A 12,405-nucleotide genomic window follows, 5' to 3' on the forward strand; every position below is an offset into this window, starting at 1 on the left:
CAAACGGCTTGACACACCCACATATTGCGATTAAGCTTAAGGTATGAGACTTCCTATGCGTCTGCTCGAGACCTTGACCGGTCGAGATCTTTCGGCAGATTCGGTTGCGGGACATCTTGAGCGTGTGGGTTTTCCTGTTGAGGAGATCATAGAGCTCCTGCCTTATGATCCACAGGTTCGCACCGCAAAGGTTACAGGTGTCTTCAAGCATACCGATAATGGAGTACTTCTTACAGTAGAAACAGACGAAGAGCGCTACTACGCCTATTCCCACGTTGAGGTGGCGCCAGAAGGCATTGTAGCGATTGGATTTATAAAGAGTCCTATCGCTAAAGATGTGCTCGCTGGCCGCAACGACGCCGCGGCCGCGGTGCTGGTGGAGAAGGACCTGGGACTGGAAGAAGATAGGCCTGTAGTTCTTCCCCCGGATACTCCGCTGGGCGTGATGCTCTCCGATGTTATTGAAAGCACGGTGCTTGACGTGGAGGTTACCCCTAACCGCGGCGATTTATACTCTGTATACGGACTGGCGCGGGAGTTGTCGGTGTTGTGGGGAGAGCGGTTCGTTACTCCTCCGGCACCGCGAGTGGAGATAGGCTCAGATGTACATCCATTTAGGCTCGAGATAGAGGCCGAAGATGCCGTTCATCAGTACTACGGTTTTGCGATAGATGGCGTGGGCGTGGCCGAATCTCCCTTCTGGCTCCGCTGGATGCTTCATGCGTTTGGGGTGCGGCCGGTGAACAACGTGGTGGACTGCACTAACTACGTTATGTTCCTCACCGGTCAGCCGTTGCACGCCTTTGACGCGGCAAGGATCCGAGAGTCGGTGGTTAAGGTGCGTCGTGCAAAGGATAAGGAGCGCTTCACTGCCATCGATCACAAGTGCTATGCGCTTTCATCCGACTGTCTGCTTATAGCCGACAAGAATCATCCCCTGGCCATTGCCGGTGTGATGGGAGGGGTTGACTCCGAGGTATCTGAAAGCACTGTGCGGTTGTTCCTTGAATCGGCCGAGTTCAGGAAGCAGGCGGCAAGAGGAAGCATTGAAAAGACAGGGCTTAGGAGCGAGTCAGGCAAGCGTTTTGCCGCAGGGATTGACGGTGCCATGGTGCGTGACGCCGCTTTAGTATTTATAGATGCCCTGGCCGAGATGAACCCTGACCTTTTGGTCTCAGGTGAGTTGGCCTACGGCGCTGCCATGGATAAGGGGTCGGTTTCCCTTGGGCTTGCCAAGCTCGATTCCTACGCGGCCAAGAGGATGGATCCTGAGAAGACCAAACGCAACCTCGAACTTATAGGTTTTGAGGTTGATCTGAAGAAAGATTCCCTGAAGACAAAGGTTCCATCCCACCGAAACGACATCCTCGAGGATGTAGATCTCATTGAGGAGGTGCTGCGGCTTTCCGGCTACGACGATTTGCCTTCGAGGTTCGGTTGGCGTGCCGAACGCCGAGGCCAAAGGCATCCCCTATCCAAGCGCATCGAGCAGATCCGCAATTTTTGCTCCGGGTTAGGACTCTCTGAGGTGTATTCACTCAGTCTTATCCCGATGCAAGATGTTCCCGAAGAACTACAAGCGGCCATCACTCCCATAACCAACCCTCTCTCCGAACGGATGAGCGTGCTGCGTCCCTCGCTTCTTCCGGGTATGCTTGCGGTTGTCTCAGCTAACGTACGTTTCGGGAACTCTGATCTTGGAATCTATGAGATAGGACAGGTTTTTACCAAAGGCGAGGATTCACCCTCAGAGAAGACCCATCTTGGGATCCTACTCACCGGAAACGCCGCCCCACTCCAGTGGGATCAGGGGTCCCGCAGCGTTGATTTCTTCGATCTCAAAGGGATCGTAGAGATGTTTTTCGAGCGTTTTGGAATCAAAGGAGCGCACTTTGAGCCCGCGGAACCCGGTTACTTCGAAGATGAAGCCTGCCTGGTCAAGATGGATGATGCTGCAGTAATCGAGCTGGGTAGGGTTTCATCTGAGTTGCTCGAGCATTTCGACATCGCAGGTGAAGTCTACTTCTGTGAGGTCGATCTCGCAGTGTTTGAGGCTGTAACTAGCGATGAATCAAACTTTGAAGGGCTGCCCCGTTTCAGCCCGGTCGAGCGTGACATGGCCCTGCTTCTGGATGCGAACCATAGTGCGGCTGATGTGGTGGAATTTGTTCGCAGCCATGCAGGTCCACTGTGCACGGGTGTTGATGTTTTTGATAGTTACGTGGGCGATCCACTTCCCCCAGGTAAACGTAATCTGGGGCTGCGGCTTTGTTTTATGCCGCGTGACGGAAACCTTCCTAAAGAGGAGTTGGATCGCATAATTGCAAAGACCGGTGAGCGGGTGGCAGCTAAGTTCAACGCTTTGGTTAGAGGGCGAGAGAGCGATGGAAGCTGAGTTCAAGCAGCTGGAGGAGAGAATAGGGCGCTTGATTCAGCGTGTGCGGGAACTTGAAGCTGAACGCGAGCAGTTGCAAGCCCGGATTGGCGAGTTGGAAAAATTGCAAGAGGCGGCAGCTGCACGCATTACTGGGATACTTGACAGGTTGGAAGAACCCGAATGAGGCGTTATTATGGCTGTTGATCGGGTAAAGATTGCCGGCTACGAGATACAGATTCGTCATGACACAACCCCTGATCGTCTGGCGCGTCTTGCTTCGTGGATTGACAAGTTAGTTAGAGAGAAGAAGGAAAAGTTCGGAAATATCTCGGTTGCACGTTGCGCTTTGCTTGTGGCCCTTGATTTGGCAGACAAGCTTGATGAGCAGCGCGGTCTCTTTGAAGAAGAGGTAGCCGAGAAGGTTAGGCGTCTTGTTCGGGGGATAGATGAAGTGATTTAGGAATCTGCCGTGTGCGTGGTGACGGTCTTTGTCTTGAGCCAACGCTCAGGGATCGGGGAATGGCGTCGATGAATTGAGAACCCATCAGGGATGAGATCCCTGGGGATTTCAGGATTCGACTAACCGAACCCCGTCATGGTTCTTGGGTTCAAAGACACCCGTCTCCACGACACGGCGGAGGATCTGGAGGACGAAGATGCCTACTTTGTGGATTGTTATTCTCGCAGGGGTAGTCGTGGTGGCTTTTCTCGCGGGATTTTGCCTATTTCAACTAATCGGTACGAGGCGGATCGCCTCTACCAAGATGCGTGCTAACGAGATTCTCAAACAAGCGCAAAAGGAGTCCGAACGCACCATTAAGGCGGCCGAGGTCGAGGTCAAGGAACGCTGGTTCAAGACCAAGGAAAAGCTGGAAAAGGAGCTCGTGATCGACCGGCGAGAGCTCGACAAACAAGCAAAGAAACTCTCCGACCGCGAGGCTATGCTTGAGCGCAGAAGCCACTATCTTACCGAGCGAGAGCGTGTCATGATCCGTAACGAGAAGCACCTGGCAAATCTTGAGAAGCTACTTAACACAAAGATGCAACGCTACGACCAGCTAATAGAGGAGCAGAACCGCCGTCTGGAGAAGGTAGCCCTTATAAGCAAGCAGAAGGCCAAAGAGGAGTTGATGGAGAACATTCGCAAGCAGGTTGATCTTGAGGCGGTGCAGATACTCAAGGATATCAAGGAACGCGCTCGTGAGGAGGGCGAGCGGGCAGCGCGCGAGATCATCTCTCAGGCCATTCAAAAGGTATCCCTCTCCCATTGGACAGAGACCACGGTTTCTGTGGTGGAGTTGCCTACAGAGGAGCTTAAAGGTAGAATCATCGGGCGAGAGGGACGTAACATACGCACCTTTGAGACCCTGACCGGTGTGGAGGTTCTTGTTGACGACACCCCAGGGGCCGTGATTATATCCGCCTTTGATCCTCTGCGCCGTGAGAAGGCCAAACTCGCCCTTGAGCGGTTGATACGGGACGGTCGGATACATCCGGCCAGGATAGAGGAGGTCTTTCACGAGGTCGAGAAGGATATCATCGATCACGTCAAGGTTACCGGTGAGGAGACCGCAGCCGAGCTGGGGATCATAGGTCTTCACAACGAGCTTTACAACTATATCGGCAAGATGAAGTATCGTTCGAGTTACGGTCAGAATCTCCTGCAGCACTCCAAAGAGGTGGCCCATCTATGCGTGAATATGGCTGTTGAGCTTGATTTAGACTCGCAGTTGGCAGCAAGGGCCGGGCTTTTGCATGATACAGGTAAGGTTGCCGAGGTGACGATAGAAGGCCCTCACGCCGAGATAGGCGCTCGCATCGCCTCCCAGTATGGGGAGGATGATGTGGTGGTAAACGCGATAGCCGCCCATCACGAGGAGGTTCCTATGGAGAGTGCTTATGCCTTCCTTGTGGCCGCTGCTGATGCTATCTCAGGTTCACGTCCCGGTGCACGGCGTGAAACCCTAGAGGCCTATCTTAAGAGATTGGAGAGGCTTGAGGCTATCGCTGCAAGCTTTGAAGGGGTTGAGAAGGCCTACGCCATTCAAGCCGGACGAGAAATCCGGGTGCTTGTGCAGCCTGACGTTGTGAGTGATCTTGAGATGGAGGAGATGAGTGTGAAGATCGCCAATCAGATCCAGAACGAGCTTAAGTATCCAGGCTACATCAAGGTTGTGGTGATCCGTGAGGTGCGAAACGTTGAGTACGCAAAGTAGCAGAACCCTATACTCAGGTATCGTAACCTTCCTTACCGATTTTGGAACAGAGGACGGGTACGCCGGTGTTATGAAAGGGGTGGTGCTTGCCCATGCACCTGGTGCAAGGCTTGTGGATATCACCCATTGTGTTCCTCGCTTCAACCTTTGCGCGGCGGCGTTGATACTTGAGAATTCTTTCCCCAGCTTCCCGGCAGGCAGCCTGCACGTTATGGTCGTTGATCCCGGTGTCGGTTCGGTGCGCAGGCATCTTTTTTGCAAAGCTGCGGCTCACTTCTTTATAGGGCCTGACAACGGCGTGCTGGGCAGGATCGCTGAACTTAACAGAGGCAGTGTTTTTGAGATCGATCCTGCCCTTCTTGGGGTTACTAAAGCAAGCAACACCTTTCACGGTCGGGACATCTACGCACTTGCTGCAGGCAAGCTTCTGGCCGGATTGGATCGTTCCGCCTTTAGCGCTCCAATAACCGATCCTGAGGTGCTCCAGATACCCGAACCTTGTGAGGTTGAAGCAGGGGTTGAGGGCGAGATCATACACATAGATCACTTCGGCAATCTTATAACCAACCTGCGGACCCAGCATCTTGGTGAGGGTTCTTGCGTGTGTTTGGGTGAAGAGAGGCTGGCGATCGTGAGTAGCTACTCGGAGCTTGAGGAAGGCAAGCCGGGCTTGATCTTGAATAGTTGGGGTTATTATGAGATAGCCTGCCGTGAAGGCTCTGCAGCTTGTCTTCTTGAGATGCGGGTAGGGGAGAAGGTTTCAGTTAAACCCTAACCCAGGAGAGTAGCGTTATGAGAAGAGACCGGTTTTATTTCATGTTTGAAGGGTGGCCCATCAGTGGGGAGGATGAGGCCTATCCCCTGGTTGACCTTTTGCTTACCCACCAGGAGGTTTGTCTCTTGGCCGAGGTGCCCGGGGTACCGCGCCAGGCACTGGATGTCAAGATTGACGAAAACCATGTGGAGATTCGAGGCCGCAGGTGTGAACCTGAGTTCTTTGCCAAGGCAACCCATTTCTACAAGCTTGAGTCGTTTTACGGGTTCTTCGAACGGCGCATAGCTCTACCGGTGGAGGTTGAGCCTCGAGATGTGAAGGTGAATCTTTGCGATGGAGTTCTTCACATACGCATCCCCAGGCGACGTCACAAGGTGGTAGAGATCCCGGTTAAGTAGGAGGCGCTGATGCAGAACGAATTGTTGCTTGGAATGGACGATGCTCATCCCTTACCTGAGACACTTCCCATATTGCCAATCAAGGGTGGGGTTATATTCCCTAACCTTGCGACCGGCCTTGCGATCTCCAACCCGACCTTGATCAAGCTTGTGGACGATTCCCTTTCCAGCCACAAGATAGTCTGTATTGTAACCCAGCGTGACGCCGAGATCGAGAATCCTGAGCCTGGAGAGCTCTACGATGTGGGAGTAGTCTCCTTAATCCTTAAGATGCGCCGCTATCCTGACGAGACGCTTCGTATCTTTGTTCAGGGAATGATGCGGGGGCGCATCGAGAAGTACGTTCAGCATGACCCCTACCTTACCGCAAAGGTGGAATTGATTAGAGCGAACAAGCGTCGCGATACAGCGACCGAGGCGCTCATGCGCAATGTGGTGAGTTCCTTTCAAAAGCTTGTTTCTATGGTCCCTTATCTTCCTGAGGAGTTGATGTCGGTTGTCCTCAATATCCACGATCCCGACAGGCTCGCCGACTTCGTTGCCTCCTACGTTAACTTCGAGGTGCCGGAAAAGCAGAGGCTATTGGATACCATAGCCCCCAAAGAAAGGCTCAAGCAGCTTGATACGTTGCTTGCCAAGGAGCTAAGCATCCTGGAGCTGGGAGAAAAGATACGCGATCGTGTCAAGGGTGAGGTGGATAAGTCGCAGCGCGAGTATTTTTTGCGTGAGCAGCTCAAGGCCATCAGGGAAGAGCTTGGGGAGGCCGACGAACGTACCGCCGAGATAGAGGAGCTGCGGAAAAAGATTGAGGCCAAAGCGATGCCTGACGAGACCAATGAGGTAGCCCTCAAACAGCTCGATCGGTTGCGTATGATGCCTACTGCGGCCGCGGAATATACCGTTGTCCGCACATATATCGATTGGTTACTGAACCTTCCCTGGCAGGAGGGAACCGAGGATAACCTGGCCATCCGTCGTGCGAAGCGCATCCTTGATGAGGATCACTACGATCTGGAAAAGGTCAAGGAGCGCATCCTTGAGTACCTTGCGGTGAGAAAACTAAAACCCGACTCCAAGGGTCCTATCCTTTGCTTTGTCGGCCCTCCTGGTGTGGGTAAGACCTCGCTTGGCCGCTCAATCGCCCGTGCCTTGGGGCGTAAGTTCCTGAGGCTGTCGCTCGGGGGAGTGCGTGATGAGGCTGAGATCCGCGGCCACCGCCGCACATACGTTGGTGCTTTGCCCGGGCGCATCCTTCAGAGCCTTAGAACCGCAGGCTCCAACAACCCGGTGTTCATGCTGGATGAGATTGATAAGGTGGGCGCAGATTTCCGTGGCGATCCATCCTCTGCTCTGCTTGAGGTCCTCGATCCAGAACAGAACTTTTCCTTCTCCGACCACTACATCGAGGTGCCGTTCGATCTCTCACAGGTTATGTTCATAGCAACCGCAAACATCACCCAGACCATCATCCCTGCCCTGCATGACCGCATGGAGATAATCGAGCTTCCAGGCTACATAGACGAAGAAAAGCTTGAAATCGCCAAGCGCTATCTTATCCCGCGACAATTGGAGCAAGCAGGTCTTAAATCTTCAGCAGTGGAGTTTGCAGAGGATGCCATCTTCGGGATCATCAAGAGCTACACTCGTGAGGCAGGGGTGCGTAACCTGGAACGTGAGATAGGCTCAGTTATACGGAAGATCGCTCGTCGTCATGCTGAGGGAAGGAAACGCAAGGTCAAGGTTAACGCGAAGAATATCTCCAACTACCTGGGGCCGACCAAGTTTTACTCGGAGCTTGCCGCACGAGAGGGGACGATCGGTGTAGCCACAGGTCTGGCGTGGACACCTGTTGGAGGGGAGATACTCTTCGTCGAGGCCACCAGGATGCCCGGTTCCAAAGCGCTTATCCTTACCGGCTCCCTTGGTGATGTGATGAAGGAGTCGGCACAGGCAGCACTTTCTTTCCTGCGTAGCCATGCCGAAGATTTGAAACTCGACACTCTGGATACCTCCAAAACAGACCTGCATATTCATATCCCTTCGGGTGCTATTCCCAAAGACGGCCCTTCCGCAGGTCTGGCGCTGACCTCAGCCCTGTACTCCCTTCTCTCAGGAAAGACCATAGACCCCTCCATCGCCATGACCGGTGAGATAACCCTTACCGGTCGTGTGCTTCCTGTGGGCGGGATCAAGCAAAAGGTCTTAGGTGCCAAGCGCGCAGGCATTACCACCATCCTTTTGCCGGCCGAGAACGAGAAGGATTTGACAGAGATCCCAAAACACGTGCGCACAGGTCTTACCTTCCGCACGGTTAAGAGCATACGCGACGCGTTGAGGATTCTTTTCCCGACCAGCCGGAATAGGTCAAGTAAGAATAAAGCCTAGTGAACGATTCAACCCAAAGGAGAGTATATGAGACATTTGTTGGTCGCATTGACGGCCCTCGCAGTGGTGTCCCTTCTTGGCGCACAGGAGCGTAATCTGGAACACGCTGACGTTGGCTTCTGGGAGAACACAGCCTTCCACCAGGAGAGTGTGGATTGCTCCCGGCTTTCCGAGGGGATAATCCGAGCCAAGGTGGACGGTTCATGGCAGGAGTTCGAGTTACGCGAGCTCCCTGTGGCCTTTCAGGAGTGGAGTTTTGGCAAGCGTGCTGCAACACTGGAACGTTTCCGTAATCACGAGCCCCCTGAGCTTTCAGGTCCGCACAACGCGATGGTTGCCACCTATGGTCTAGCACGTAACGACAGCCGCTTTGCCATCAACAACGCGGTCAAGGGTATGGGATGGCTGCCTTACGACGAGAAGCTAGCCGAGGTCATCAAGCTGCTTGAGTCCACAATTGACGAGGATTTTTCGGCAAAGCTCGACCGGTTGGATTCACTCTACAAGCAAGGAACCAAGCTCTACGACCTCACCAGACAGGTGAGCCTTGAGCTTTACTCAACCCATGAGTTTGAGACCGGTACCTTTATCAATCAGATGGTAAACCCGGCGTGCGCTGTTGTGTTCCTTGATATCCCTTCTTACGAGTTCAAAGCCATAGCTCATCTTATGCATCCGGATGATCCAAAGCTCACCGAGACAGAGAAACTCCAGGTAAAATACGCCAACCTCATCCACTCCTACTTCCACGGGGCTTTTGACAGACAGTTCATCGGTGTCGTTTACTACGTAATAGAGGTCTACGACAACTCGCCGGGTAAGCCTGAAGCAAAAGGTAAGCGGATAGTTCCTCCCCTGCCCTTGATGCCGTAATACACCCGTAACAAGATTTGAAACGAAGCGAAGATTCGATCTTTTACACCTATCGCATACTCTCTGACTCTTTTGAGTTTAAGGTGAACCGTCTATCCTCTAATAGAGTCTCTTGATTTACCCCATGGAAGTTGTAAGTAGAAAGATAAAACGGACATCCGGTGCAGTCAAATGGACGTAAAGGTTAAGTTGCTTTACAGTTCGTTTGACAAATTGACTTGACATATTGGGATTTGAGAGTATACTTTTTTAGTATTGGGGCAGACGGTGGTAACGCCAGAGGGCAATTAAGGAAACCTTTACCTAGGAGAGACTTTTGGACTGGAACATCGAGCGTGTTGTTCCCAAGGAGATGGATATCGTCTCAAGTGAGGTGCAGCGCCTTGCGTTGAAATACCACCTACAGCGTTACCATGTTGCTCGCGATTGGCTTGGCGAGCGATTCAGCTGGCGGCAGGCGCAGATTCTCGATATAGGCTGCGGAACAGGGTTCGGCTCGGAGATATTGACAGAGGTCGGTGAGGTGCTTGGTGTGGATATGGATGAGGATGCTATAGGCTATGCGGAACGCCACTACCACAACGAACGCACATCCTTCAAGGTCGGCAACGCGGACGACCAGCGCTTCCTTGAGAGTCTGGGGGATTTCGATGCGGTGGTCAGTCTTGAAACTATCGAACATCTTGAGGACCACTACCGATACCTGGAATGGGTAAAGAAAGCATTGCGACTGGGAGGTGTCTTCGTTGTTTCTTTCCCCTCGACGTTTACAATGGATTGGGCTGCTCCTCACCATAAAAGGGATATATCGCGCCCTGCCGCGCGTCGTTTACTCCGAAAGTGCGGCTTTGAGATTATGAAGACATTCAATCAGAAAGACCGTTTGAATATGCGCCATATAATCCGCGAGGCACGCACCAACAAGGAGATACCGACACCGCCTCTGCGTCAATGGATAGTTTACTACCTGAGACGTCCAGATCACATGTTAAGGCGTATCTATCAAATGACCGCCGGCAGCGGGATCCTGTTTGCCCATCAGCAGTATCTGCTTGAGCCTATTGAGAGAGTAATTTGACATGACTCAAAATTACATAATCAGGGATGTACTTTTTTCAAAACGTGTAGCCTTTTTAGGACTGCAGTACCGCATCTTTGTTAAACAAACCTCTACCTAGGAGTGATTTTGGACTGGCATGGTGAGAGAGTTGTTCCCCAAGCAATGGATACTTCGAGTGAAGTGCAACGGATGACTATTAAAATGTATTTTGAGCGTTATTATAAGGTCTATGACTGGCTTACGGAACACTTCCAAGACCGTGAAGTTCGTCTTTTGGATCTTGCTTGCGGAACCGGCTATGGTTCAAGAATCTTTTCAAAGGTCGGCGAGGTTCTTGGCGTGGATATAGACAAAAATGTAGTGGAACACGCAAGAGACCATTACAAGACTGTAAATACGTCATTTATGGTGGGTAGCGCTGACGATCGCAGTTTTCTTGAAAGTCTTGGCAAGTTCGATGCGGTAATCAGCCTTGCGACTATTGAGCACATTGGTGATCATCGTGCCTATCTTAAGTGGGTCAATCGTTCGCTACGGCCGGGTGGTGTCCTTATCGTCTCTTTCCCATCGACTTTTACAATGGACTATGCCGCACCTCATCATAGGCGGGACATTTCGCGTCATGCTGCGCGTCGTTTATTCCGAGAGTGCGGTTTCGAGATTATGAAGACATTCAATCAGAAAGACCGTTTGAATATGCGCCATATAATCCGCGAAGCCCGCACCAACAAAAAGATGGCGGCTCCGCCGTTGCGTTACTGGTTGGGTTACTATCTCAGACGCCCCGATCATCTGATCAGGCGTCTTTACCAGATGACCGCCGGCAGCGGGATTCTGTTTGCCCACCAGCAGTATCTGCTTACACCTTCCGCTGACGCGAATTAAGGTTGTAAGCCCCGTTTTCCCTGAAGATAGGAGTAAATATGGCCGGAATAACTGAGCGCGTTTATCCCAAGGAGATAGATGCTGATGGGATAGGGAATATCCAGGGCGTGATGTATAAGGTCTTTACCACCCGCTACAAGGTGGCGAGGGATTGGTTAAGGGAGCATTTCCAGGGGCGCAAAGCGAGGGTTATTGATATCGCCTGCGGGTCAGGTTACGGTACCGAGATACTTTCAGAAGTCGGTGAGGTAGTGGGGGTCGATTTGGATCCCGAAGCGGTGAATTACGCCCGCAAGAACTACAAAAACGAGCGCACCTCGTTCATGCTTGGCAACGCCGACGATGCCGGGTTCCTCAAGAGCCTGGGCAAGTTCGACGCGGTGGTCAGCCTGGCCACGGTGGAGCACGTTGCCGATGCCTATAGGTTTATGCGATGGATCAACCTGGCTCTTCTCCCCGGGGGAGCCGGTGTGGTTTGTTTCCCTTCGGCGGTTACCATGGACTGGGCCATCCCTCATCATAAACGTGATATATCACGTTCTGCTGCGCGGCGGTTGTTTCGTAAAACTGGATTCGAGATCAAGCGGGACTTCTATCAAAATCACAAGCTGGACATAAGGGATTTGATCAACGAGACCACCAGCAAAGACAACGAGATACCGGTGCCACCCCTACGTCAGTGGGTCGGTTATTACTTGACTCATCCTCACCACTTCATTTTACGGGCCTACGAAATCACTATCGGAGGAGGGGTGCTTTTCGCCGATCAGGAGTATCTGCTTCTTCCGGTTCCAGTGATTGATTCCTTACCCGTCCGGGTAAGCCCGGGGTCGAAATCCTACGGATAAGGTCGGTTGAGCAGTGAAAACGGTTGAGGTGGTCGTACGAGGGGTACTGATCCATAAAGATCGGATACTGCTTACGCATAAAAAGGGAGCGACGAATACCTTCCTTCCCGGCGGACATATCGACTTCGGGGAGCCGGCGCGAACGGCTCTTGTCCGTGAGATCAAAGAAGAGCTGGGAGTAACCATAGAGGTCAAGGATTTCTTAGGTGTTGTTGAGCATAGCTGGGAGGATGAGAAAGGGTTCAACCATGAGATCAACCTGATCTTCAGGATGGAGTGTGAGGATCTCTATGCCCCTAAAGCCCCTGTTCCTCAGGAATCGCACCTTGAGTTTCTATGGCAGCGGGTAGATGATCTGACTTCAGTCAAGCTGGAACCCTCAGCCTTGATCGAGTTGCTCCCCCGCTGGTTAAGACAAAAGCCGAATACCGGTTGGGGAAGTACAGTGGAATAGATTTCGCCCCATTTGTGATTAAGTTACGTAGTGCGAACCTTTAGGTTCGCTGCGAGGCTAATACCCAAGGGGGTACGCTGAGCCTCGCACTACATGTTTACCATTCATGGAAGCTCTAGAGAGTACGCAATGTT

The 12,405-nt window shown here is 52.4% G+C and carries 11 protein-coding genes; all 11 read left to right on the plus strand.

Annotated features, from left to right (window positions below; translation table 11 throughout):
* Positions 1–43: 43 nt before the first annotated feature.
* Positions 44–2,395, plus strand: a complete 2,352-nt coding sequence (pheT, locus tag CEE36_05270; protein ID TKJ43162.1) for a phenylalanine--tRNA ligase subunit beta — start codon at positions 44–46, stop codon at positions 2,393–2,395.
* A gap of 175 nt (positions 2,396–2,570) precedes the next feature.
* A complete protein-coding gene (locus CEE36_05275; protein TKJ43163.1) occupies positions 2,571–2,837 on the plus strand; it encodes a hypothetical protein in 267 nt (88 codons plus the stop codon).
* Positions 2,838–3,033: 196 nt separating this feature from the next.
* Complete coding sequence (gene rny, locus CEE36_05280) at positions 3,034–4,593, plus strand: ribonuclease Y (GenBank protein ID TKJ43164.1); 1,560 nt, start codon at positions 3,034–3,036, stop codon at positions 4,591–4,593.
* The gene (locus tag CEE36_05285) at positions 4,562–5,368 is read left to right on the plus strand and encodes a hypothetical protein (protein TKJ43165.1); all 807 of its coding nucleotides are present in this window, start codon (positions 4,562–4,564) and stop codon (positions 5,366–5,368) included. The genes rny and CEE36_05285 overlap by 32 nt, the downstream gene beginning before the upstream one ends.
* 17 nt (positions 5,369–5,385) lie before the next feature.
* Positions 5,386–5,766 (plus strand): hypothetical protein, encoded by a 381-nt coding sequence (locus CEE36_05290; protein TKJ43166.1) that lies wholly within the window; start codon positions 5,386–5,388, stop codon positions 5,764–5,766.
* 33 nt (positions 5,767–5,799) lie between these two features.
* Positions 5,800–8,151: an endopeptidase La gene (lon, locus tag CEE36_05295; GenBank protein ID TKJ43198.1), complete on the plus strand. Its 2,352-nt coding sequence runs from the start codon at positions 5,800–5,802 to the stop codon at positions 8,149–8,151.
* A gap of 27 nt (positions 8,152–8,178) precedes the next feature.
* Positions 8,179–9,024 (plus strand): hypothetical protein, encoded by an 846-nt coding sequence (locus tag CEE36_05300; GenBank protein TKJ43167.1) that lies wholly within the window; start codon positions 8,179–8,181, stop codon positions 9,022–9,024.
* Positions 9,025–9,340: 316 nt separating this feature from the next.
* Positions 9,341–10,102, plus strand: coding sequence for a hypothetical protein (locus CEE36_05305; protein TKJ43168.1), 762 nt, complete (start codon positions 9,341–9,343; stop codon positions 10,100–10,102).
* 108 nt (positions 10,103–10,210) lie between these two features.
* Entirely contained in the window at positions 10,211–10,969 is a 759-nt protein-coding gene (locus CEE36_05310; GenBank protein TKJ43169.1) for a hypothetical protein, read from the plus strand.
* A gap of 38 nt (positions 10,970–11,007) precedes the next feature.
* On the plus strand, positions 11,008–11,817 hold the full coding sequence (locus tag CEE36_05315; protein ID TKJ43170.1) for a hypothetical protein: 810 nt from the start codon (positions 11,008–11,010) through the stop codon (positions 11,815–11,817).
* 13 nt (positions 11,818–11,830) lie between these two features.
* Complete coding sequence (locus CEE36_05320) at positions 11,831–12,271, plus strand: DNA mismatch repair protein MutT (protein ID TKJ43171.1); 441 nt, start codon at positions 11,831–11,833, stop codon at positions 12,269–12,271.
* Positions 12,272–12,405 lie beyond the last annotated feature (134 nt).

The organism is candidate division TA06 bacterium B3_TA06 (assembly GCA_005223075.1).
Classification (GTDB): Bacteria; Hydrothermota; Tepidihabitantia; order B3-TA06; family B3-TA06; genus B3-TA06.

Bases quoted from the DNA above. Each gene is read 5' to 3' on its own strand.
- pheT (TKJ43162.1), top strand. From the start codon at position 44: ATGAGACTTCCTATGCGTCTGCTCGAGACCTTGACCGGTCGAGATCTT.
- CEE36_05275 (TKJ43163.1), top strand. From the start codon at position 2,571: ATGGCTGTTGATCGGGTAAAGATTGCCGGCTACGAGATACAGATTCGT.
- rny (TKJ43164.1), top strand. From the start codon at position 3,034: ATGCCTACTTTGTGGATTGTTATTCTCGCAGGGGTAGTCGTGGTGGCT.
- CEE36_05290 (TKJ43166.1), top strand. From the start codon at position 5,386: ATGAGAAGAGACCGGTTTTATTTCATGTTTGAAGGGTGGCCCATCAGT.
- lon (TKJ43198.1), top strand. From the start codon at position 5,800: ATGGACGATGCTCATCCCTTACCTGAGACACTTCCCATATTGCCAATC.
- CEE36_05300 (TKJ43167.1), top strand. From the start codon at position 8,179: ATGAGACATTTGTTGGTCGCATTGACGGCCCTCGCAGTGGTGTCCCTT.
- CEE36_05315 (TKJ43170.1), top strand. From the start codon at position 11,008: ATGGCCGGAATAACTGAGCGCGTTTATCCCAAGGAGATAGATGCTGAT.